Here is a 22645-nt window from a genome sequence, read left to right as displayed (position 1 = left end):
CCCGTAGCCTGCTGCCGTGGCCGAGGTGCGCTTCGAGGAGGACGGGGGCGCCGTCACGGTCCTCCTCGACGGCCTGCCGCAGTCGGCGGTCGACCTCGACGAGCCGGCAGTCCTGCACTTCGAGTACGTCCAGCACCTGGCCCTGGCCGTCGACGCGCTGGCCCCGGACGGTCGGCTGCGGGTCACGCACGTCGGGGGCGGCGGCCTGACCCTCGCCCGCTGGGTGCACCACACCCGGCCGGGGTCGCCCCAGGTCGTGCTCGAGCCCGACACGGCGCTCACCGAGGCCGTCCGCCGCGAGCTCCCGCTGCCGCGCGGCCACCGCATCCGGGTGCGTCCCGTGCGCGGCGAGGAGGGGATGGCAGCCCTCGCCGACGACAGCGCGGACCTCGTCGTGCTCGACGCCTTCGACGGCGGCCGGGTCCCGGCCGGGCTGACCACCGTCGAGTGGCTGGCCGACGCCCGACGGGTGCTCGGCGACGGCGGCCTCCTCCTCGCGAACCTCACCGACGAGCCCGGGATGCGCTACGTCGCGCGGGTGGTCGCCGGCGCCCGGGAGTCGTTCGGGCACACCGCGATCGTCGGTCTCCACGAGGTACTGAAGGGGCGGCGGTTCGGCAACCTCGTGCTCGTCGCGAGCGGTTCCCCGCTCGACCTCTGGACGCTGCGCCGGGCGGCGGCGTCGGCCGCCCTGCCCACCGGCGTGCTGCCGGGGACGGACGTGGCCCGCCGGGTGCCGGCCGCCCGGGCGATGCGGGCCGGCGTCGACGAGTCACCCTCCCCGGAGGCGCCCGACCCCTCCGGGTGGCGTCGGCGCTGAGCTCAGGCGGAGTCGAGCCGCACGCGCAGGTCTCCGCCGAGCAGGCCGGCGAGATGGTCACCCGCCTCGGACAGCGCGGCATCGGGTCGCGGCCCCTCGTCGAGCCAGGTGAGGGTGAGGTCCCCGCCCCGGCGCGCCCAGGTCCCGCGGACCACCCCGCCGACGACCACGAGGTTGGCCTTGCGCGTCACGGCCTCCCGGCGCGCGGGCGGGACCACGTGCTCGTCCTGGCTCCCGGGGCCCATCACCCACTGGTCGTGCCCCGGGAGGAGGCACACGGCACCGGAGGGTTCGGCCGCCTCGAGGGCCGCGACGTCCTCGGCCAGCACGAGCGCGGTAGTGCCCTCGACGTCGACGGTGGCGAGGCGGTCGGCGAGCGCGGACAGCCAGCCGTCGATGCGCCGCCGACCGGCGCTCAGCCCGTCGCCGAGCCAGCGATGGACGTGGGCCGGGGTGGCGGGGCCGTAGCTGCGCAGGTACGCCGTGACGACGTGCTCGCCCGCCGCGTCGAGGTCGGGCAGGCCGCGCCAGTGCGGGTTGGTGTCGGCCCGCTGGAAGGTGGGCCTGCCGTCCCGGGGCGGCCCGAAGACCATGTCGCCCTGCCAGTGGAGCGGCTTGACGAGCGTGCCGGCGCCCTCGGCGAAGACCGGCGCGAGGTGCCGGTAGGCCGTCCGGCGCGTGAGGGCCTCGCCGAGCTCCTGCACGGTCAGCGGCCCGTCGGCCAGCGCGTCGCGCACGGCGGCCCGGAAGTCCGGCCAGTCCTCGGCGGTCAGCCGGTAGTACTCGACCCAGCTGCGCCGCTCCCACTGCCGGCCGGCCGCCCGCAGGGTGAGGTAGGCGCCGCCGTCCTCCGCCGAGAGGTGGTGCACCGCACCGCGGAAGGCGTAGGCCATGACGACGGACCCGTCGGCCACGGCCTGTGCCAGCTCATCCGGCCGCGAGGACCGGCGGCGGGACCGAACCGCCAGCTCGGCGAGGCCGGGGTCCATCGAGGGCACGGCGCCGAGCCGCCGGACGACGTCGGCCACCGGCTCGTCGCCCGGTGGCGCCAGCAGGTGCCGCTGCAGCCGCCACGCCAGCGCACGGTCCCAGGTCGTCGAGAGCTCGGTCGTCCCCATGCCCGGCAGCCTCGCACGGGTTCCGGACGACCGCCGTCCGGTTCGCGCTGTGGCTGGGGGTCAGCCGCCGGCGACGGTGAGCACGGGGGTCCGCTCGAGGTGGGCGCCGTAGCGGGCCGCCTCCTCGTCGAGGGCACGACGCTCGGCCGCGGTGAGCGGGCGGTAGGGGGTGACGTCGAACGCCACGGACGCCGGGCGGACGGTGCGCCGCACGGTGCCCGCGATCTGCGCGTCGACGGCGAGCAGCCCGATGGACGGCTCGCGCCCGACCGGGTGCAGGCCGTCGGCGTCGACGACGAGCCGGGAGTCCTGGTGACCGCGGTACCACTCGTCGAGCAGGTGCAGCAGGTGGACGCGCGGCGTGCGAGGTCGAGGCGGCGGCGTCTCGCCGGGCGCGTGCCAGAAGGTGCGGCCGTCGTGCTCGAAGGACTCGAGCTCCGCTGCCGCGGAGGCGATCCCGGCCCGGACGTCGGTGAGCGTCAGGGTGGCCCAGTAGGCGAGGTCACGCTCGGTCGCCGGCCCGTGGCCGAGGACGTAGCGGCGGGTGAGGGCGGCCAGCGCCTCGTCGCGGTCTGCGTGGGGCGAGGGGTCGAGCCGCCCGTCGAGGAGCCGGTAGGTCTGGGTGGCGGAACCGGTGCCGGTGGCGGTGGCGGGCTCGGGGCGGGGGGTGCCGCTGCCGAGGTGCAGGCCCATCTCGGCGTGGGCCAGGAGGACCATCAGCCGCATCCCGTCGAGGGGTCGTCCGGCCCACTCGAGCGCCGCCCCGAGCTCGTCGCGGGTGAGGTCGGGCGTCTCGGCGAGCGCGGCGAGGACGACGTCGGTGCAGGCCGCGACGGTCGCCGGGTCGAGGCCGAGGTCGCGCTCCAGCTGGCGGCCCACCTGCCGGCGCACCCGGGGGCCGGTGAGCTCGAGGAGCCAGCGCAGGTCGGCGCGGTGCACGAGGTGCCAGGTGGGCCGTAGGACGTGCGTGCGCACCAGCGTGCCGTCGGCGAGCAGGCCGGCCATGGTCGCGGGCGGCAGGCCCGCGGCGCTGCGCGAGGCCAGGGCCCATCCGGTCTGGTCGAGGTTCTCGGCCTGCACGGCCAGCAGCGAGCGGACCGCCGCCGGTCCGTCGGGCGCGGACCGGCCGTCGAGCAGCTGGGTCCGGAACCGCCACCGCGCGACCGCCCGGTCGTCGACGGCGTGCGGGCTCACGGCCTCGGGTCCCGCGCAGCAGGCGCAGGACGCGGGCACCGAGTCCGCCGCCGGATGCGGGGGTGGGTCCGGTGGCGGTCGTCGTCGCGGTCGCAGCCGCCGGGGCCGCGGCCCGTCCGTCGACCGGCGCGGGAGACGGATGCCCTCCGCCCTCACGGGTCGCCAGCTCCGCGACGACCCGTTCGAGGAGGGCGTCGACCTCGGCCATGTCGTAGCCGCGCCGGTAGCGGGTCGGGGTGAAGCGCACCGCCCCGACCGCGTCGGCCGTGAGGAGCCGCCGCGGCCTGGCCCCGCCCGACCCGCCGGCACCGTCGAGGTGGCGCAGCGAGGCGACGACGTCGTCGAGGAACTCGTCGACCTCCCGCTCCTCGTACCCCTCCCGGAACTGGGTCTGGGTGAAGCTCGTGTTCAGCACGTCCTCCGGTGTCAGCACCGGTCCCCCTCTCGTCAGCCCGCGAAGACGCGGGCGTTGCGGAACATCCTCAACCACGGGCTCTCGTCGTCGAGGTCCCCGGACGTCCAGGACATCTGGAGGTTGCGGGACACCCGCTCGGGGTGCGGCATCATCGCGGTGAACCGGCCGTCGGTGGTGGTCACCGCCGTGAGGCCGCCCGGCGAGCCGTTCGGGTTGTGCGGGTGCCGGGTCGCCGGCGCACCGTGGTGGTCGACGAAGCGGGCGACCTTGGCCACCGACGCGAGGTCGCCGCGGGCCGAGAAGTTGGCGAAGCCCTCACCGTGGGCCACCGCGATGGGGATGCGGCTGCCGGCCATCCCCGTGGTGAGCACCGACGGGCTGTCGAGCACCTCGACGAGCGTGAGCCGGGCCTCGTACTGCTCGGAACGGTTGCGCGTGAACCGCGGCCACGCCTCGGCGCCGGGGACGAGGTCGGCGAGCGCGGCGAACATCTGGCACCCGTTGCAGATGCCCAGGCCGAAGGTGTCGTCGCGGTGGAAGAACGTGCGGAACTGGTCGGTCAGCCTCTGCGAGAACAGGACCGAGCGGGCCCAGCCCTCACCGGCGCCGAGCGTGTCGCCGTAGGAGAAGCCACCGGCCGCGACGAGCCCCTGGACGTCCGCGAGGTCGATGCGCCCGGCCTGGAGGTCGGTCATGTGCACGTCGTAGGCGTCGAAGCCGGCCCGGTCGAGCATGAACGCCGTCTCGACGTGGCTGTTGACGCCCTGCTCACGCAGCACGGCGACCTTCGGGCGCACACCGGTGGAGAGGTACGGCAGGGCGACGTCGTCGGTGGGGTCGAAGGTCGGTTCGACGACGAGGCCGGGGTCGTCGTCGGCGCCGAACGCGGCGTGCTCCTCGTCGGCGCAGCCGGGGTTGTCGCGCAGGACCGAGATGCGCCACGACACCTCGTCCCAGGCCTGCGCGAGGTCGCGGAGGGGCTCGTCGAGCGCGGGGGCACCGGCGACCGTCACCCGGACCCGGCGCCCGGACGTGGCGCGTCCCACGGTCCGGGTCAGGTCGGTGAGGCCGTGGTCGGCGAGGACGTCGCGCACGGTCCCGACGTCCGCCGGGTCGACGCCGAGGACCACCCCGAGCTCCTCGGCGAAGAGGGCCGCGACGGAGGGGACGTCGACCTCGAGCCCCGTGCCGCCGGCGAAAGCCATCTCGCACACGACCGCCCAGAGGCCGCCGTCGGAGCGGTCGTGGTAGGCGAGATCGACTCCCCGGGAACGGATCTCGTACAGGGCGGCAGCAAGGGCCGTCAGGTGTGCCGGGTCGTCGAGGTCGGGGACCTCGCGCCCGAACGTCCCGGAGACCTGGGCGAGGACCGAGCCACCGAGGCGGTCGCGGCCGGCCCCGAGGTCGACGAGGAGCAGCTCGGCGCCCTCGGCCACCTGCGGGGTCCACGTGCCGCGCACGTCGGGCAGCGACGCGAACGCGGTGACGACGAGCGACACCGGCGACGTCACCTGCTTCGGGTCGCCCGACACCGGGTCGGTCCAGCGCGTGCGCATGGAGAGCGAGTCCTTGCCGACCGGCACCGAGATGCCGAGGGCGGGACAGAGCTCCATGCCGACGGCGTGCACGGTGTCGTAGAGCGCGGCGTCCTCACCGTCCTCGCCGCAGGCCGCCATCCAGTTGCAGGACAGCTTGACCCGCGCGAGGTCGGCCACCGGGGCGGCGAGCAGGTTGGTCAGCGCCTCCCCGACGGCCATCCGGCCCGAGGCGGGGGCGTCGACGGCGGCCAGGGGCATCCGTTCGCCGCCCGCCATGGCCTCGCCCGCGAAGCCGACGTGGTCGGCGAGGGTGACCGCGACGTCCGCGACGGGCACCTGCCAGGGCCCGACCATCTGGTCGCGGTGGGTCAGGCCGCCGACGGTGCGGTCGGCGATGGTCACGAGGAAGCGCTTGGACGCGACGGTCGGGTGGCGCAGGACGGCGTACGCGGCCTCGCGCAGGTCGAGCGCGTCCGGGTCGAGGTCGTCGCCGTGCCGCTGCACCCGGGTCACGTCGCGGGTCATCCGCGGGGGCTTGCCGAGCAGGGTCTCCATCGGCATGTCGATCGGGCGGTCCTCGCCGTCGACGTCGTCGGGGCCGTCGGCCAGCACGAGCTGCCCGTCGTCACGGGCGACGCCGACGACCGCGTACGGGCAGCGCTCCCGCTCGCAGAGGGCGGCCAGCCGGGGCAGCGACTCAGGGGCGATGGCGACGACGTACCGCTCCTGGGACTCGTTGCACCACACCTCCTTCGGCGCCAGGCCCGACTCCTCGAGCGGGACGGCGGAGAGGTCGAAGCGGGCCCCGAGGAAGGCACCGTCGACGAGCTCGGGGAAGGCGTTGGACAGGCCGCCGGCGCCGACGTCGTGGATGGCGAGGATGGGGTTGTCGTCCGGGCCGAGGCTCCAGCAGTGGTTGACGACCTCCTGGGCGCGGCGCTCCATCTCGGGGTTGCCGCGCTGGACGGAGTCGAAGTCGAGGTCGGCGGCGTTGGCGCCCGCGGCCATCGAGGAGGCCGCGCCACCGCCCATCCCGATGCGCATGCCGGGACCGCCGAGCTGGACGAGCAGCGTGCCCGCGGTGAAGACGACCTTGTGCGTGAGGTCGGCGCTGATGGTGCCGAGCCCACCGGCGGACATGATCGGCTTGTGGAACCCCCGGCGGACGCCGTCGACGGTCTGCTCGTAGACGCGGAAGAAGCCACCGATGCCCGGGCGCCCGAACTCGTTGTTGAACGCGGCCGCGCCGATCGGACCGTCGAGCATGATCTCGAGCGGGCTGGCGATGTGGGGCGGTGCGCCGTACTCCTCACTCTCCCAGGGCTCCTCGAGCCCAGGAAGGTGGAGGTTGGAGACGGCGAAACCGGTGAGCCCGGCCTTGGGCTGGCTCCCGCGACCGGTCGCCCCCTCGTCCCGGATCTCGCCGCCCGCACCGGTGGCCGCCCCGGGGAAGGGGCTGATCGCGGTCGGGTGGTTGTGCGTCTCGACCTTCATGAGGACGTGCACGTCGTCCTCGCGCCCGCGGTACGCGCTCGGGCCCTCGGTCGACTCGGGCAGCCAGCGCACCCGCCGTCCGCCCTCCATCACCGAGGCGTTGTCGGAGTAGGCGACGACCGTGCCCGCGGGCGAGACCTCCTCGGTGTGCCGGATCATCCCGAACAGCGAACGAGGCTGCGGCTCACCGTCGATGACGAAGTCTGCGTTGAAGATCTTGTGACGGCAGTGCTCGGAGTTGGCCTGCGCGAACATCATCAGCTCGACGTCGGTGGGGTTGCGCCGCAGGCCGGTGAAGGCCTCGGCGAGGTAGTCGACCTCGTCGTCGGACAGGGCCAGCCCGAAGGACCGGTCGGCCTCCTCGAGGGCCTCGCGCCCCCGGCCGAGGACGTCGACGTGGGCCATCGGCTCGGCCGCGCGCTCGTCGAAGAGGTGCGCCGCGGCGTCGCGGCCCGGGAGCGCGGACTCGGTCATCCGGTCGTGGAGGAGGTCGGCGCAGGCCGCCCACTGCTCGTCCGTCAGCGGTTCGTCCGAGACGACGTGGAACTCGGTGACGCGCTCGACCCGCCGCACGTCGACCCCGCAGCTGTGGGCGATGTCGGTGGCCTTGGACGCCCACGGCGAGAGGGTGCCGAGGCGCGGGGCGACGACCACGAGCGCGGTGTGCGGGCCGGCCGGGTCGGCGGGGACGAACGGGTCGCCGTAGGTGAGCAGGCGCTGCACGGTGGCGGCGGTGACGTCGCCGAGGGGCTGCGCGCTCGCCACCCAGTGCACGTGCTGCGCGGCGACGGCCGTGACCGACGGCGCGACGACGCGCAGCCGGGCGAGCACGCCGGCGGCGCGGAACGAGGAGAGGGCGGCGCCCCCGGGGACGGTGGTCAGCACGAGGTCGTGCGACGAGGCCATGGTGCGGGTCTCCCGTGGGGTGCGGCGCGGCGGGCGAGGTGCCGGTGCTCAGGCTACCGGCGCGGCGCGGCAGGGCGTCCTCCGCGTCCGCGGGGTCAGCGCTGCCAGCGGGACGCGAGCTCGGCGCCGTCAGCGGGGGCGCCGGGGAGGGGCCCGGCACCGGGGGCACGCAGCGACTCGAGCACGAGCGCGAGGTAGCGCCGCCGCAGCTCACCGATGCGGGTGGGGTCGGGGAGGTCGACGAGCATGACCATCTCGAGCAGCAGGATGACGTCCGCCGCGCTGACGTCCTCGCGCAGGACGCCGGCCTCGCGGGCCCGGTGGTCGAGGGCGCGGTACAGGTCGTCGGCACGGGCCGCGGCCTCAGTGAGCCCGGCGTCCGGGGCGAACCTCCCGGCCAGCCGCTGGGCCAGCGCCTGGCTGCCGCCCTCGACGACGGCCTCGAGGGTGGCGCCGTAGGCCGTCCACGGGTCACGCTCGTCGGCCAGGCCCGCGTCGAGCGCGTCCGCGAACCGCTCGAGCCCGTCGCGGGTCAGCTCGCGCAGGAGCGCCTCCTTGCTCGGGTGCCGGCGGTAGAGCGCGCTGATACCGACCCCTGCGCGGCGGGCCACCTCGGCGATGGGGGCGTCCGGGTCGGCGAGGAAGACCGCGCGGGCCGCCTCGAGGATGCGGTCGTCGTTGCGGGCGGCCTGCCGGCGGCGTCCGTCGAGCTTCGGGGTCTCGGTCACGGTCTCGAGGATACCTCTGGAACGGTCCGTTCCGTTCTGCTACATTTACGGAACGGAACATTCCGCTACATGAGGAGACCACCATGGACATGCGACTCGAGGTCGTCGGGCTGAGCGTCTCGGACGTCGACGCCTCCCTCGCCTTCTACACCGAGCGCGTCGGCTTCCACCTCGACCACGACATCTCCCCCGCGCCGGGGATGCGGGTGGTCCAGCTGACGCCCCGGGCTCCCCTGCCTCCGTCGTCCTCGGGTGGGGATGCCGCTCGGCGAGCCCGGCTCCACCCGTGGCGTGCAGCTCGTCGTCGAGGACATCGACGCCGCACGCGCCGAGCTGGCCGGCCGCGGGGTCGAGATCAGCGAGGTCCAGCAGCTCGGGGCCGAGGGCCAGCCCGGCAGCCGCTTCGCCTTCTTCGCCGACCCCGACGGCAACGGCTGGTCCCTCCAGGAGATCCGCCGGGGCTGACGACCGCCCGGCGTCCGAGACCCCCCGCCACCCGGCCCCGAGAGTAGGCAACACGCAGGCGGTCGGGCCCGGATCTGTGCGTGTTGCCTACTGTCGAGAGCGACCACGGCCCCTTCCTCACCGGGCCGGCGCATGTACCATCTGGTACATGATTGAGGTGGTGCGCGGGACCCGACTTCCCGCCGACGCGCTCTGGCCCGTGCTGTCCGACGTCCGCGCGTGGGGCTCGTGGCTGCCGACCGTCCGGTCGGTGACGCCGGTGGAGCCCGGTCGCCCGGAGGAGGTCGGCGCCTCCTACGTCGTCCTCCAGCCGGGCCTGCCCCGGGCGACGTGGACGGTCACCGAGTGGGTCCCCGGCCGGACCTTCACGTGGGAGTCGCGCAGCCCGGGCGTCCGGAGCACCGGCACGCACGAGCTGCTCCCGGGTCCGGACGGCACGGGCATCCGCCTCGGCATCGCCTGGGCCGGACCGTTCGCGGGAGCCGTACGGCTGCTCCTGGGACGCCGCACCCGCCAGTACGTGACCCGCGAGGCCGAGGCGCTCGAGGCCACGGCGACGGGGCGCCTCACCCGGTGACCGCCCGCGACGAGCTGCTCGGGCGGTCGGTCGCCTGGTTCGCCGAGCACGGGGTCGGTGACACGAGCCTGCGCACGCTGGCCGCGGGCATCGGCACCAGCCACCGGATGCTCAACTACCACTTCGGTTCCCGCGCAGGCCTGCTCGGGGCAGTCGTCGAGGCCGTCGAGCGCGCGGAGCAGGACGCGCTGCGTGAGCTGGTCGCCACGCACGAGGACCCGTTCGAGGCGGGCGCGCTGTTCTGGCAGCACGTCGCCGACCGCGCGGCGGTCTTCGCCCCGCTGTTCTTCGAGCTGTCGACGCACGCGATGCGCGGCGAGCCGCACGCGGCCCTCTTGCGGCGCTGGTTCGCGGAGGGCTGGTCGGACGCGCTGGCCGACGGCTACCGCCGGCTCGGCGTCGACGAGGACCGCGCCGCCACCCTCGCCCTGCAGTCCCTCGCGATGGCCCGGGGCCTGCTCTTCGAGGTCGCCGTCACCGGCGACCGGGCCGCGGCCGACACGGCGATGGTCCGGTGGACCGCGATGGTGCGGCGTGAGCTCGAGGCCCCGTGACCGCCTCCGGCCGGGGCGGGCGATCAGGGCCGGCGGGCCCCGACGACGACCGCCGTCCCGTAGCAGTGGATCTCGATGATCTGGCCCTGCCCGACCTCGTTGGAGTCGAAGCGCACCCCGAGGAGGGCGTTGCCGCCGTGCCGCTGCGCCTCGCCGACGACCCGCTGGAGCGCGTGGTGGCGGGCCTCGGCGAGGAGCGCCGTCATGTCGACGACCTCGCCGCGGGCGAGCGCCGAGAAGGACGCCGAGACGCCGCGCGCGAGGCCGAGACTCGTCGCGTAGACGCCGGACACGGCCCCGATCGTCGTGCGCACCTCGAGGTCGGGGAAGTCGAAGGCCGTCGTCACGGGGATCGGCCAGCCGGCCGTGCGCCAGTCAGGGCCCCGCTGCGGTGCGGGCTGGTCGCTCATCGCCCTCCCCCGTGGGTCGGAAGGTCGACGCGGTCAGGCGCTCGTAGGCCTCGACGTACTTGGCCCGCGTCCGCTCCAGGACGTCGTCGGGCAGCGGCGGCGGGGCCTGCCCGGACGCCTTGTCCCAGCCGCTGGCCGGCGACAGCAGCCACTCGCGGACGAACTCCTTGTCGAAGCTCGGCTGGGGGTGGCCGGGCTCCCACTGGTCGGCGGGCCAGAAGCGTGAGGAGTCGGGGGTCAGCACCTCGTCGGCGAGCACCAGCCGGCCGTCCTCGACGCCGAACTCGACCTTGGTGTCGGCGACGATGATGCCGCGCGCCTGGGCGATCTCGTTGCCGCGGGCCAGGATCCGCGTCGTGAGGTCGCGGGCTCGCTCGGCGAGGTCGGGCCCGACGGCGGCCTCGACCTCGGCGTAGGTCATCGGCTCGTCGTGCTGGCCGCGCGGGGCCTTGGTCGACGGGGTGAAGAGCGGCTCGGGGAAGCGCGAGCCGTCGGTGAGCCCCTCGGGCAGGCGCAGACCGCTGACCGTGCCGTCGGCCCGGTACTCGCGCAGGCCGCCGCCGGTGAGGTAGGCCCGGGCGACGCACTCGACGGGCAGCATCTCGAGGCGTCGGACGAGGACGGCCCGACCGCGCACCGCATCCGGCACGTCGGTGGAGACGACGTGGTTCGGCACGAGGTCGGCGAGCTGCTCGAACCACCAGAGCGACATCCGGGTCAGCACCTCGCCCTTGTCGGGCACCGGGGTGTCGAGGACGAAGTCGAAGGCCGAGATGCGGTCGGAGGCGACGAGGAGCAGGAGGTCGTCGCGGGGGGAGCCGGCGTCGTCGAGGGGCGCGTAGAGGTCGCGCACCTTGCCCGAGTAGACGTGCGCGTACCCGTCGAGCCGGAGGGCGGCGTCGGGCGAGGGCGTCGGGGCGTCGGCCATGCGCCCATCCTTCCAGCCCCGACGGGGTCACCAGCGCGCGACTTGATATGCATAGGTGACCTATGTATCGTGGAACCCGTGACCACCGACCACCTCGCCGACGACCTGCTGCGCTCGGCCGCCCGCCTGTCCCGCTGGGCCAGCCGGCACGCCGCGCACGAGCTGCCGTGGGCCCAGGCCCGCGTCCTGTCCCTCGTCGAGGAGCTCGGCCCGGCCCGCATCACCACGCTGGCCGAGGCCGACGACACGAGCCAGCCGACGATGACCACCCAGGTCCAGCGCCTCGAGGCCGAGGGGTTCGTCACCCGCACCCCCGACCCCGCCGACGGCCGGGCCAGCCTCGTCGTCCTCACCACCGCCGGCACCGAGGCGCTGACCAGCGCCCGACGGGCCCGCGCCCGCACGCTCGAGCCGGTGCTCGCCGACCTCGACGCCGACCCCGAGCAGGTGCGCACCGCCGTCGACCTGCTCGTCCGGCTCGTCGAGGCGACCCGCACCGCGGCCCCGCAGCCCGCCGGCGCGACCTCCTGACCACCACCACCGAGAGGAACCACCAGCCCATGTGGCGTCAACCCAAGACCGTCTGGAGCGTGGCGTTCGCCTGCGTCGTCGCGTTCATGGGGATCGGCCTCGTCGACCCCATCCTCAAGCCCATCGCCGACGACCTCGGCGCGAGCCCGTCCCAGGTCTCCCTGCTCTTCACGAGCTACATGGCCGTCATGGGCGTCGCGATGCTCGTCACCGGCTGGGTCTCCAGCCGCATCGGCGCCAAGCGCACCCTGCTCCTCGGCCTGGCGATCATCATCGTCGGCGCCGGCCTGGCCGGGACGATGGACTCCGTCAACGGCATCGTCGGCTTCCGCGCCGTCTGGGGCCTGGGCAACGCGCTGTTCATCGCCACCGCCCTCGCGACCATCGTCAACGCGGCGCGCGGCTCGGTCGGGCAGGCGATCATCCTCTACGAGGCCGCGCTCGGCCTCGGCATCGCCGCGGGTCCGCTCGTCGGCGGCGCGCTCGGCGGGATCTCCTGGCGCGGACCGTTCTTCGGCGTCAGCGCCCTGATGCTCGTCGCGCTCGTGGCCACCTGGGTCACCCTCCCGGCGGCGAGCGAGCGTCCGCACCCGACGCCGATCAGCGCGCCCCTCAAGGCCCTCCGGCACCGCGGCCTGCTCACCGTGGGCCTCACCGCGCTGCTCTACAACTTCGGCTTCTTCACGCTGCTGGCCTTCACGCCGTTCCCGCTCGACATGTCGGCGCACGGCACCGGGCTGGTCTTCTTCGGCTGGGGCCTACTGCTCGCGTTCGCCTCGGTCGTCGCGGCGCCGTGGATCCAGAAGCACCTCGGAACCTTCACCGGGATGGTCGTCGCCCTCCTCGGGTTCGCCGCGATCCTCGCCGTCATGGCCGTGTACACCGAGAACAAGACCGTGCTCGTCGTGGGCGTCGTCCTCGCCGGCGGGTTCCTCGGGGTCAACAACACGCTGATCACCGAGACGGTCATGAAGGTCTCGCCGGTCGAGCGAGGCGTGGCCTCGGCGGCCTACAGCTTCGTCCGGTTCAGCGGCGGGGCCGTCGCGCCCTGGCTGGCCGGCACGCTGGGCGAGCGCTCCGTGCACATCCCGTTCTGGGTCGGTGCGGGGGCGGTCGTCCTGGCCGTCGCGGTGCTCTCGACCGGGCACTCGTTCGTCCGGACCATCGACGCCGAGCCCGACCACGGCGCCGAGCCGGTCGACTCCGAGACCGAGGCCGAGGCCGTCACCCTGGGCGCGTGACCCCGGGCGGCGCTCAGGCGTCCCGGGCCGCCGGCGGCCACCGTCGCGGCCCGGGACCCTCGGCGGCCAGCTCGTCGTCGTGGTTGTAGACCGGGCAGGAGCGCAGCGAGAGGCACCCGCAGCCGATGCACGACGACAGCCCGTCGCGCACCCGCTCCATCGCCTCGATCCGGGCGGTGAGCAGCGCGTGCCAGCGCGAGGACATCCGCACCCAGTCGCGCTTGGTCGGCGGGTGGTCGGCGGGGAGGGTCGCCAGCGCCTCACCGATCTCGGCCAGCCCCATCCCGAACCGCTGCCCGGCCCGGACCACGGCGATCCGCCGCAGGACGTGCCGCTCGAAGCGCCGCTGGTTGCCGGTGGTCCGGACCGACGTGATGAGCCCGCGCTCCTCATAGAAGCGGACCGTGGGCACGCTCACGCCCGAGCGGCGCGCCACCTCGCCGATGGGCAGCAGGTCGAGTCGGTCCACGGCTCGACCCTACCGCTTGACCTCAAGCGAACTTGAGGTATGAGGATGACTTGGTGACGACGACCGGCCGCGCCGACGCGCCCCCCTCGACCCCCGCGAGCGCCTCCTCGACCGCCGGTACCTGCCGGTCGTCGTCGGGGTCGTCGCGCTCGTGACCCTGGCCGCGTTCGAGAACCGCGCCGTGCAGACCGTCCTCCCCGTCGTCGTCCGCGACCTCGACGGCTGGGCCCTGTTCGGGGCCTCCACCGGCGCCTCGCTCGTCACGTTCACCCTCGGGATGGCCCTCTCCGGGGGGTGGACCGACCGTGTCGGCCCGCGGCCGGTGCTGCTCGCCGGCATCGGCCTGTTCGGCATCGCCCAGGTCGTCTCCGCGCTCGCGCCCACGATGCTGGTCTTCGTCGCCGGCCGGGCGCTGTCGGGGGCGGCCGAGGCGCTCATCGACACCACCCTGCTGGTGCTCGTGGCGCAGGCCCTCCCGGAGTCGTTGCGCGCCAAGGTGTTCGCGTCGTTCGCGGCCGCCTGGATCCTGCCGTCGCTCCTCGGCCCCGGGTTCGCGGGCGGGGTCGAGGCCCTCGCCGGGTGGCGCTGGGTCTTCGCCGGACCCCTGCTCGTCGTGCCGGTCGCCCTCTGGTTGCTGCGCCCCGCACTGCGCAGCGCCCCGCCGCCGGACGTGCCCGCTGCCGACGACGGTGTCGGCGGGCGGCTCGCGGCGTCCTTCGCCCTCGCCGCGGGGCTCGCGGTGACGACGTTCGCGGCCCCGCTGCTCGAGGCCCCGGGGACCCGCGCCGCCGGCCTGGCCGCCGTGCTCGCGGGGGCGGTCGTCGTCGTCCTGTCCGCCGCCCGGGCCCTGCCCCGCGGCACCGCGACGCTGCGCGCGGGCGTGCCGGCCGTCGTCGGCCTGCGGATGCTCACCTCCGCCGCCTTCACCGGGGTCGGGGCCGTGTTGCCGCTGATGCTCGTCACCACGCACCACGTCAGCGCCGCGGTGGCCGGGATCTCGCTCTCGGTCACCGGTGTCCTCTGGGCGTTCGGGTCCTGGCTCAACAGCACCGGGTGGGCCGAGTCGCGGACCAGCGCCGCGACGCGCATCCGCGTCGGCGGCCTCCTCATCGCCGTCGGCTCCCTCGGACCGGTCCTGCTCGCGCTCGACGCCGTGCCCCTCGCGCAGGGGATGGTCGGCTGGGCGGCCTCCGCGGCGGGGATGGGCATCCTCTCCCCGGTGCTCTCGACCGAGCTGCTCGACCTGACCCCCGCGAGCGAGCGTGGTCGGGCCAGTGCTGCTCAGGGCCTGGCCATCTCGACCGGTGTCGCCCTCCAGACCGCCCTCGTCGGAGGCGTCGTCGCCTGGTACGGACCGACGATGGACGGGCCGCGGTTCGCCGCCCTCATGGCCGTCGGGGGTGCCGTGGCCCTGCTCGTCGCCGCGGGGGCCGGACGGGTTCGCCGGCACGCCCGGGCCGAGGGTGCCGGCGCCCCTGCGTAGCGTGGGGCCCATGGACCTGCGCATCTTCACCGAGCCCCAGCAGGGCGCCACCTACGACGACCTGCTCGCCGTCGCCCGGGCCGCCGAGGACCTCGGGTACGACGCGTTCTTCCGCTCCGACCACTACCTCCACATGTCCGGTGACGGTGGGCCCGGCCCCACGGACGCCTGGACCACGCTCGCCGGCCTGGCCCGCGACACCCGCCGCATCCGGCTCGGCACGCTCGTCACGTCGGCGACCTTCCGGCTGCCCGGGCCGCTGGCCGTCACCGTCGCCGGCGTCGACCAGATGAGCGGCGGCCGGGTCGAGCTCGGGCTCGGCGCCGGCTGGTTCGAGGCCGAGCACCGGGCGTTCGGCATCCCCTTCCCCCCGCTGCGCGAGCGCTTCGACCGGCTCGAGGAGCAGCTGGCCGTCATCACCGGGATGTGGTCCGCGCCGCCGGGGTCCACCTACGAGCACGACGGCTCGCACTACCCGGTGCACGGCTCGCCGGCGCTCGTGCACCCGGTGCAGGACGGCGGCGTGCCGATCGTCGTCGGCGGGTCCGGGAAGCGGCGCACCCCGTCGCTCGCCGCCCGCTACGCCGCCGAGTTCAACGTCCCGTTCGCGTCGCCGACCGAGACGGGCGCGCTGTTCGAGCAGGTCGACGCCGTCTGCGAGGAGCACGGCCGCGACCCGCTGAGCCTCGTCCACAGCGCCGCCCAGGTCCTGTGCGTCGGCGCCGACGACGCCGCCGTGCGCCGGCGGGCCGAGGCCATCGGCCGGGAACCGGGCGAGCTGCGCGAGAACGGCCTGGCCGGCACCCCCGAGGAGGTCCGCGACCGGCTCGGGCGGTTCGCCGAGGCCGGCGCGAGCCGGGTCTACCTCCAGGTCCTCGACCTCGCCGACCTCGACCACCTCGCCGACGCGCACGCCGCCCTGACCGCCTGACGGCCTGACCGTCCGGCGCCTCGTGTCCGCGCGATCTGCGCGGGTCCGCGTGCGACCGCACCCGGAGCCGCACCTCGCACGGAGCCGGGCTCAGGCCGGGACGGTGACCTCGCCGCGCTCGGCCCTCTCGGCGATGTCACGCCGGTGGTGCGACCCCTCGAGCCCGACGACGTCGACCGCGGCGTAGGCCCGCTCGCGCGCCTGCGCCAGCGAGGATCCGCGCCCGACGACCGACAGCACCCGGCCGCCGGACGACACGAGCACCCCGTCGGCGTCGCGGGTCGTGCCGGCGTGCAGCACGTAGGCGTCCGGCGCCCCCGGCACCTCCTCGACCCCCGTCACCGCGTCGCCAGTACGGGGCGTCGCCGGGTAGTCGTGGGCCGCGACGACGACGGTGACCGCGTGCTGGTCCGACCAGCGCAGCGGCTCGAGCTCGGCGAGCCCGCCCGTCGCGGCGGCCAGCAGCAGGGCGCCGAGGGGGGTGCGCAGGCGGTCGAGGACGACCTGGGTCTCGGGGTCGCCGAACCGGGCGTTGAACTCGATGACGCGCGGCCCGCGGCCGGTCAGCGCCAGCCCGACGTAGAGGACCCCGCTGAACGGCGTCCCGCGGCGGGCCATCTCGGCGACGACCGGGCGGGCGATGCGCGCGACGACGTCGTCGACGAGTCCGGCCGGTGCCCAGTCGAGCGGGCTGTAGGCGCCCATCCCGCCGGTGTTCGGGCCGCTGTCGCCGTCGCCGACCCGCTTGAAGTCCTGCGCGGGGACCAACGGCACGACCTGCTCGCCGTCGCAGATGCAGAAGAGCGAGACCTCGGGGCCGTCGAGGAACTCCTCGACGACCACCCGGCCGTCCGGCTTGTCGAGGCAGCCGCGGGCGTGCTCGAGCGCCTCGGCCCGGTCGTCGGTGACGACGACGCCCTTGCCGGCCGCGAGCCCGTCGTCCTTGACGACGTGGGGCGCGCCGAGGGCGTCGAGGGCGTCGGCCACCTCGTCGAGGCTCGTGCACACGTGGGCCATGCCCGTGGGGACGTCGGCCGCCGACATCACCTCCTTGGCGAAGGCCTTGCTGCCCTCCAGGCGGGCGGCCTTCGCCGACGGCCCGAAGCAGGGGATGCCTGCGGCGCGCACGGCGTCGGCGACCCCCGCGACGAGCGGCGCCTCCGGGCCCACGACGACCAGCCCGACCTCGTGGCGGCGGGCCAGGGCGACGACGGCGTCGGCGTCGGTGACCCCGCCGGGCAGCGGCTCGCAGAGGGCGACGGCCTCGATACCCGGGTTGCCGGGTGCCGCCACCACCGCGTCGACGGCGGGGTCGAGCGACAGCGCGCGGACGATGGCGTGCTCGCGAGCACCGGACCCGATGACGAGGACCTTCACGGTGCCCGATCCTAGGCGTCGCGGCCCCACCGGGCCCGGGCCGCCCGCGATCGGCCGGTCCTGCGTCGGGGCCGCCGGGCCGCGTCTAGACTGGTGAGTTCCGTGACCTGCGCCGACCGTGCGCCCACGACCCAGGAGTGCGCCCGCCCGTGACCGCCCACCACCCCGCCGAGACCTCCCCCGAGGTCGCTGCCGAGGTCGCCGTCGAGCAGGCCCACGTCGACCGGGTCTACACGGAGCTCGAGAAGGCCAGCCTGCGCGCCGCCGACGTCGAGGCCGACGGCATGGCCCGCGGGCGCACCGACCGCACCGGAGACGTGCGCGACGAGGAGATGACCGGCCTCTTCGAGCGCGACGCCCTCGTCTTCGCGGCCGCCCGCCGGCGGGCGATGATCGACACCCAGTACGAGGGCCTGGTCTTCGGCCGGCTCGACCTCGGCACCGAGGACTCCACCGCCGCCGAGCGCGAGGTCCGGCACATCGGCCGGCTCGGCGTGCGCGACGACGACTACGAGCCGCTCGTCGTCGACTGGCGGGCACCCGCCGCCGCCGCGTTCTACCGCGCCACCCCCGTCGACCCGATGGGCGTCGTCCGGCGACGGGTCCTGCGCTGCACCGGTTCCCGCGTCGTCGGCGTCGAGGACGACCTCATGGTGCCGGTCGCCCCGGACGACATCGTCGTCGTCGGCGACGGCGCCCTGATGGCCGCGCTCACCCGCAGCCGCGGCCGGCAGATGCGCGACATCGTCGCCACCATCCAGCGCCACCAGGACGAGGCCATCCGCGCACCCTCCCGGGGCGTCACCGAGATCACCGGCGGCCCCGGCACCGGGAAGACCGTCGTCGCGCTGCACCGGGCGGCCTACCTGCTGTACGCGGAGCGCCGGCGCTTCGAGCACGGCGGCATCCTCGTCATCGGGCCGTCGTCGGCGTACACGGCCTACATCGAGCGCGTGCTGCCCTCTCTCGGTGAGGAGTCGGTCGCCCTGCGGGCCCTCGGCGACGTCGTCGACGGCATGACCGCCCTGCGCGCCGACACCCCGAGGTCGCGGAGGTCAAGGGCGGCCTGCGCATCCGGCGGCTGCTCTCGCGGCTGGCGTCGCGTCCGCCCGTGGGCTCGCCGATGACGTTCCGCGCCTTCATCGCCGGCAACGCGGTGCGCCTCGACGACGACGTGCTGCGCCGCGTGCGCACGGAGGTGCTGCGGGGTCACCAGCACAACCTCGCCACCGACGCCGCGCGCTCGGCGCTGGCCGAGGCGGCCTGGCGCTCGGTGCGCCAGGGCGAGCGCGACGACTTCCTCGACGCCTTCGACGCCTCCCGCGACGTCGACGACTTCATGGCCTCGTGGTGGCGCCAGCTCGACCCGCGCGAGCTGCTGCTCTCCCTCGCCGACACCGACCACGCGTACGGGGTCTCGCGCGGGGTGCTCGACCACGAGGAGGCCGCGGCGGTCGCGTACTCCTTCCGGGAGGCGCTGGAGACCGGCCAGTGGTCGGTGTCGGACGCCGCCCTCGCCGACGACCTGCTCGCCCGGCTCGGGCCGGTGCAGGACGCCGAGCGCGAGGACTCCGGCTTCTACGACATCGAGGAGCTCGACGACCTCGCCGCCTACGGGGTGTCCGACGTCCGGGCCGGTGCGCGACGGGTGGCGTGGGGTGCCGACAGCCGGGCCGAGGTCACCTCCGCCGACGCCCGGGAGCGGCTGATGGCCGGCCGGCTCGAGCGGGCGTCGGGGTACGCGCACGTGCTCGTCGACGAGGCGCAGGACCTGTCGCCCATGCAGTGGCGGATGGTCGCCCGGCGCGGGCGGTCGGCGTCGTGGACGGTCGTCGGCGACGCCGCGCAGGCGTCCTGGCCCGACCTCGCCGAGGCCACCCGGGCCCGTGAGGAGGCCTTCGCCAGCCTCGAGCGGCGGGCCTTCCACATGGACACCAACTACCGCAACGCCCGCGAGATCTTCGACCACGCGCGCGACGTCATCCTGCCGCTCGTGCCGGACGCAGACATCCCGGACGCAGTGCGCGAGACGGGGGTCCAGCCGGTCGACCGGGTCGTCGACGGGTCACTGGCCGAGGCCGCGGCGGACGCCGTCGAGGTGCTGCTCGGCGAGGTCGACGGGTCCATCGCGGTCATCACGCCGCGGCGCTGGGCCGACCGGCTCGGGGCGCTCGACGGCGCCGGCGGCGGGCGCGTCCAGGTCATCGACCCGCTCTCGACCAAGGGCCTGGAGTGGGACGCGACCGTGGTCATCGACCCGGACGCCGTCACCGAGGAGTCGCCCGGCGGGGTGCGCGTCCTCTACGTCGTGCTGACCCGGGCGGCGCACCGGATGCACGTGCTGCGCCCCGCCTGACGCCCCGGCTCGGGGTCCCGGGAGGCGGGGGTCAGGCGTCGAGGAGGGGGTGGCGCTGGATGATCTCGTGCCGCCCCGGCCCGACGCCGATGGCCGACACGCGCGCCCCGATGAGCTCCTCGACCCGCAGCACGTAGCGCTGGGCCGCCGCCGGAAGCTCGTCGAACTCGCGGCAGCCGGAGATGTCCTCCCACCAGCCGTCGAGCATCTCGTAGACCGGCTTGGCGTGGTGGAAGTCGCTCTGCGACACCGGCATCTCGTCGTGCCGGACGCCGTCGACCTCGTACGCGACACAGACCGGGACCTGGTCGAACCCGGTGAGCACATCGAGCTTGGTGATGACGAAGTCGGTGACCCCGTTGATGCGCGTGGCGTAGCGACCGATGACGGTGTCCATCCAGCCGCAGCGCCGCGGGCGGCCGGTCGTCGTGCCGTACTCGGCCCCGGTCTTGCGCAGGGTCTCGCCGTCGTCGTCGAACAGCTCGGTGGGGAAGGGACCCTCGCCGACCCGCGTCGTGTACGCCTTGAGGATCGCGATGACGCGCGACACCCGGGTCGGCGGGATGCCCGAGCCGGTGCACGCCCCGCCGGCCGTCGCCGAGGACGACGTGACGAACGGGTAGGTGCCGTGGTCGACGTCGAGCAGCGTCGCCTGGCCGGCCTCGAGCAGCACGTTCTGCCCGGCGTCCAGCGCCTTCTCGAGCACGAGCGCCGAGTCGGCGACCATCGGCCGCAACCGCTCGACGTACCCGAGCAGCTCCTCGACGACGAGGTCGACGTCGACGGCGCGCGTGTTGTAGATCTTCACGAGCACCTGGTTCTTGAACCCCAGCGCCGCCTCGACCTTCTGGCGCAGGATGCCCTCGTCGAAGAGGTCCTGGATGCGGATGCCGACGCGGTTCATCTTGTCCGCGTACGTCGGGCCGATGCCGCGACCGGTCGTGCCGATGCGGCGCGACCCGAGGAAGCGCTCGGTGACCTTGTCGAGGGTGCGGTTGTACGGCGCGATGACGTGGGCGTTCGCCGACACGACGAGCTTCGAGGTGTCGACGCCGCGCGCCTCGAGCCCGTCGAGCTCCTGGAAGAGCACCTCGAGGTCGATGACCACGCCGTTGCCGATGACCGGGGTCACCGACGGGGTGAGGATGCCCGAGGGCAGCAGGTGCAGCGCGTACTTCTCGCGCGTGCCGTCCTCGCCCTCGATGACCACCGTGTGGCCCGCGTTGTTGCCCCCGTTGAACTTGACGACGAGGTCGACGTCGGTCCCCAGGAGGTCGGTGGCCTTGCCCTTGCCCTCGTCGCCCCACTGGGCTCCGACCAGCACGATCGCCGGCATCCCGGCTCCTTCCGAACGCGTGCGCCGGGACGTCGGTGCCCCGGCGTGGCGAAGGCCCCTCGCGGATCGCGCCGGGGCCTCGTTCCACCCCACCCTACCGCGACCGCGCCCGACCCCACGGGCCGCGTCCGCTCAGGACCGGCGGCTCGCGAGCACCCACCCGAGCTGGAACCGGGTGTCGACACCGTTGACCGACATCAGCCGGGCCACCCGTCGACGCACCGTGCGCAGGCTGACACCGAGGTGCCGGGCGATGGCCTCGTCCTTGAGCCCCAGCTCCAGCAGGTCGACGAGGCGCGGGTCGGCGTCCCCGGCGTCGCCCGCGTCGCGTGGACCGGGTACCGGCACCGCGTGCCGCCAGGCGAGGTCGAAGTACGCCGAGTACAGCCGGACGACGAGTGGGTCCCGGAGCAGCACGTACCCGCCGTCGAGGTCGTCCCACCCCCGAGGGCCACGACCGCGGTGTCACCGAAGACGGCGAACTCCGTTGCCGTGTGGGGCAGCACCCGCTGGTCCTCGCCGGCCTCGGCCCACACGTCGAGCCAGTGCTGGCCGCGCACGGTGGTCAGCACCTCCGCGGGGTAGATCGCCCGCTGGGAGTCACCGCGCTCCATCCGCGTGCGGTTGGCCCGCACCGTCGACCCGTCGAGGGCCGGTCCCTGCTCGACGGTGAGGACGAAGCTGCGCACCATCCCCGCGCTGTCGGCGAGCAGCTGCGTGACGACCGACGTGGTGAGGCCGTCGCCGAGCTCCTCGACAGGGGTCTCACGAGCGCCGAGGCTGCGGCTCGTCGCGCGGGTCAGCAGGTCCTCGGCCTCCTCGAGGTCGCGCCGGCGGGCCTCGATCCGCTCGCGCTCGCGGCGCAGCTGCTCCTCGAGGACGAGCAGCACCCCGCCGTCGGTCTCCCCGGGCTCCCCCGCCATCCGTGCACCGTCCCCCGTCGGCCCCGGCGATCACCCCGGGTGTGGCCATTTGCAGTCACTGGCCGCCAAGTGTCGCATCGACCCGTGCAGTCCGTGCACGATATCGGGACAACCGGGTGGCAGGGGACCACCGGCCGGATCACGCCGCGGCGAGAGCGGGGCGTGGGCCGTCCCGGTGGACGTCCCCGGTTGTCGAGGGCCCGGGCAGCGATGCCCGGGCCCTTCGCCACGTCCGCGGGTCGCCGCAGGTCACAGACCCAGCGCGCGGGCCCCCTCGGCGCTGGAGGCCCGGAGGAACTCGGCGCAGCGGTGGCGCTCCTCCTCCTCGCCGATGGCCCCGGCGGCCTTCGAGAGGGCCGCGAGGGCCCGCAGGAAGCCCTGGTTCGGCACGTGCTCCCACGGCACCGGGCCCTGCCCGCGCCAGCCGCTGCGACGCAGGGCGTCGAGGCCGCGGTGGTAGCCGGTGCGCGCGTAGGCGTAGGCCTCGACGGCCCGGTCGTCGGCGAGGGCGTCCTCGGCCAGGACCGCCCAGGCGAGCGAGGACGCCGGGTGCGCCGCGGCGACCTGGTCGGGGGCCACGCCGTGCTCGAGCGGGCGGGCCGCGGGGTCGTCGGGCAGGTGCGTGGGCGGGATGCCGAGGAGGTCGCTGGTGCTCATGGTCGCCACGCTAGCCCGCCGGGCTCCGCCGGCCCGCCCGCCCGCGCCCGGGACCCGAGGACCGACACGTTCGGAGCGGCTCCGACGGCGGATGTGCCCGCCCGGGCAGCGGTGGCCGTTCGGGCGACACGACCTCCGACCGTTCGTCCACGCAGGACCGTGACCTGCGTCTTTACCTCCTCTTGACCTTCTGA

At 75.0% G+C, this 22645-nt stretch carries 20 protein-coding genes and 3 pseudogenes; 10 read left to right on the top strand and 13 right to left on the bottom strand.

Going from position 1 to position 22645, the window contains the following annotated elements:
* The first annotated feature begins 16 nt into the window (after positions 1–16).
* The gene (locus G7075_RS18730) at positions 17–820 is read left to right on the top strand and encodes a spermidine synthase (protein ID WP_166123961.1); all 804 of its coding nucleotides are present in this window, start codon (positions 17–19) and stop codon (positions 818–820) included.
* Between the two features lie 2 nt (positions 821–822).
* Here the strand turns inward: G7075_RS18730 and G7075_RS18725 are convergent, their stop codons facing one another.
* From G7075_RS18725 to G7075_RS18705, 5 genes and pseudogenes are all read right to left on the bottom strand, one after another.
* The gene (locus G7075_RS18725) at positions 823–1938 is read right to left on the bottom strand and encodes a DNA glycosylase AlkZ-like family protein (RefSeq protein WP_166123960.1); all 1116 of its coding nucleotides are present in this window, start codon (positions 1936–1938) and stop codon (positions 823–825) included.
* A 60-nt stretch (positions 1939–1998) separates the two neighbouring features.
* Positions 1999–3132: a winged helix DNA-binding domain-containing protein gene (locus tag G7075_RS18720; protein ID WP_166123959.1), complete on the bottom strand. Its 1134-nt coding sequence runs from the start codon at positions 3130–3132 to the stop codon at positions 1999–2001.
* Positions 3133–3307: 175 nt separating this feature from the next.
* Positions 3308–3565: pseudogene (locus G7075_RS23200) on the bottom strand (DivIVA domain-containing protein); the annotation flags it as partial.
* Positions 3566–3579: 14 nt separating this feature from the next.
* Positions 3580–7485, bottom strand: coding sequence for a phosphoribosylformylglycinamidine synthase (gene purL, locus G7075_RS18710; protein WP_166123958.1), 3906 nt, complete (start codon positions 7483–7485; stop codon positions 3580–3582).
* Positions 7486–7580: 95 nt separating this feature from the next.
* A complete protein-coding gene (locus G7075_RS18705) occupies positions 7581–8213 on the bottom strand; it encodes a TetR/AcrR family transcriptional regulator (protein WP_166123957.1) in 633 nt (210 codons plus the stop codon).
* An 83-nt stretch (positions 8214–8296) separates the two neighbouring features.
* On the opposite strand from G7075_RS18705, the pseudogene G7075_RS23195 reads away from it, so the two are divergent.
* The 4 genes and pseudogenes from G7075_RS23195 to G7075_RS18690 form a co-directional block, all read left to right on the top strand.
* Positions 8297–8404: pseudogene (locus G7075_RS23195) on the top strand (VOC family protein); the annotation flags it as partial.
* A 67-nt stretch (positions 8405–8471) separates the two neighbouring features.
* Positions 8472–8678, top strand: a complete 207-nt coding sequence (locus G7075_RS23190; RefSeq protein WP_371814262.1) for a VOC family protein — start codon at positions 8472–8474, stop codon at positions 8676–8678.
* Positions 8679–8826: 148 nt separating this feature from the next.
* Complete coding sequence (locus G7075_RS18695) at positions 8827–9255, top strand: SRPBCC family protein (RefSeq protein WP_166123956.1); 429 nt, start codon at positions 8827–8829, stop codon at positions 9253–9255.
* Entirely contained in the window at positions 9252–9809 is a 558-nt protein-coding gene (locus G7075_RS18690) for a TetR/AcrR family transcriptional regulator (RefSeq protein ID WP_166123955.1), read from the top strand. Before G7075_RS18695 ends, G7075_RS18690 begins: the two co-directional genes overlap by 4 nt.
* Before the next feature lie 23 nt (positions 9810–9832).
* On the opposite strand, the gene G7075_RS18685 is transcribed toward G7075_RS18690, so the two are convergent.
* Both G7075_RS18685 and G7075_RS18680 read right to left on the bottom strand, forming a co-directional pair.
* Positions 9833–10219 carry a YbjQ family protein gene (locus G7075_RS18685; protein ID WP_166123954.1) on the bottom strand — a complete coding sequence of 129 codons (387 nt, stop codon included), beginning with the start codon at positions 10217–10219 and terminating at the stop codon, positions 9833–9835.
* A complete protein-coding gene (locus G7075_RS18680; RefSeq protein WP_166123953.1) occupies positions 10185–11147 on the bottom strand; it encodes a phosphoribosylaminoimidazolesuccinocarboxamide synthase in 963 nt (320 codons plus the stop codon). Before G7075_RS18680 ends, G7075_RS18685 begins: the two co-directional genes overlap by 35 nt.
* 78 nt (positions 11148–11225) lie before the next feature.
* On the opposite strand from G7075_RS18680, the gene G7075_RS18675 reads away from it, so the two are divergent.
* Together G7075_RS18675 and G7075_RS18670 are read left to right on the top strand one after the other, a co-directional pair.
* The gene (locus G7075_RS18675; RefSeq protein WP_205860571.1) at positions 11226–11678 is read left to right on the top strand and encodes a MarR family winged helix-turn-helix transcriptional regulator; all 453 of its coding nucleotides are present in this window, start codon (positions 11226–11228) and stop codon (positions 11676–11678) included.
* A gap of 59 nt (positions 11679–11737) precedes the next feature.
* Positions 11738–12919 (top strand): MFS transporter, encoded by a 1182-nt coding sequence (locus G7075_RS18670; RefSeq protein ID WP_240917752.1) that lies wholly within the window; start codon positions 11738–11740, stop codon positions 12917–12919.
* 13 nt (positions 12920–12932) lie between these two features.
* Here the strand turns inward: G7075_RS18670 and soxR are convergent, their stop codons facing one another.
* Entirely contained in the window at positions 12933–13388 is a 456-nt protein-coding gene (gene soxR, locus G7075_RS18665) for a redox-sensitive transcriptional activator SoxR (RefSeq protein ID WP_166123950.1), read from the bottom strand.
* Between the two features lie 151 nt (positions 13389–13539).
* On the opposite strand from soxR, the gene G7075_RS18660 reads away from it, so the two are divergent.
* Positions 13540–14871, top strand: a complete 1332-nt coding sequence (locus tag G7075_RS18660; RefSeq protein ID WP_166123949.1) for an MFS transporter — start codon at positions 13540–13542, stop codon at positions 14869–14871.
* A gap of 10 nt (positions 14872–14881) precedes the next feature.
* Positions 14882–15802: an LLM class F420-dependent oxidoreductase gene (locus G7075_RS18655; RefSeq protein ID WP_166123948.1), complete on the top strand. Its 921-nt coding sequence runs from the start codon at positions 14882–14884 to the stop codon at positions 15800–15802.
* 90 nt (positions 15803–15892) lie between these two features.
* Here G7075_RS18655 and purD read toward each other — a convergent pair whose 3' ends face one another.
* Positions 15893–17179: a phosphoribosylamine--glycine ligase gene (purD, locus tag G7075_RS18650; RefSeq protein WP_166123947.1), complete on the bottom strand. Its 1287-nt coding sequence runs from the start codon at positions 17177–17179 to the stop codon at positions 15893–15895.
* Positions 17180–17328: 149 nt separating this feature from the next.
* Here purD and G7075_RS18645 point away from each other — a divergent pair.
* Positions 17329–19535: pseudogene (locus G7075_RS18645) on the top strand (UvrD-helicase domain-containing protein).
* A 31-nt stretch (positions 19536–19566) separates the two neighbouring features.
* Here the strand turns inward: G7075_RS18645 and G7075_RS18640 are convergent.
* From G7075_RS18640 to G7075_RS18630, 4 genes are all read right to left on the bottom strand, one after another.
* On the bottom strand, positions 19567–20871 hold the full coding sequence (locus G7075_RS18640) for an adenylosuccinate synthase (RefSeq protein ID WP_166123946.1): 1305 nt from the start codon (positions 20869–20871) through the stop codon (positions 19567–19569).
* Positions 20872–21003: 132 nt separating this feature from the next.
* Entirely contained in the window at positions 21004–21126 is a 123-nt protein-coding gene (locus G7075_RS21760) for a hypothetical protein (RefSeq protein ID WP_240918082.1), read from the bottom strand.
* Entirely contained in the window at positions 21069–21794 is a 726-nt protein-coding gene (locus G7075_RS21755; protein ID WP_240918118.1) for a hypothetical protein, read from the bottom strand. Before G7075_RS21755 ends, G7075_RS21760 begins: the two co-directional genes overlap by 58 nt.
* A 249-nt stretch (positions 21795–22043) precedes the next feature.
* Positions 22044–22451, bottom strand: a complete 408-nt coding sequence (locus G7075_RS18630) for a DUF3151 domain-containing protein (RefSeq protein WP_166123944.1) — start codon at positions 22449–22451, stop codon at positions 22044–22046.
* Positions 22452–22645: the final 194 nt, after the last annotated feature.

This window comes from Phycicoccus sp. HDW14, assembly GCF_011383005.1.
Lineage (GTDB): Bacteria > Actinomycetota > Actinomycetes > Actinomycetales > Dermatophilaceae > Phycicoccus.
This window is presented reverse-complemented; position numbering and strand designations above follow the sequence as displayed.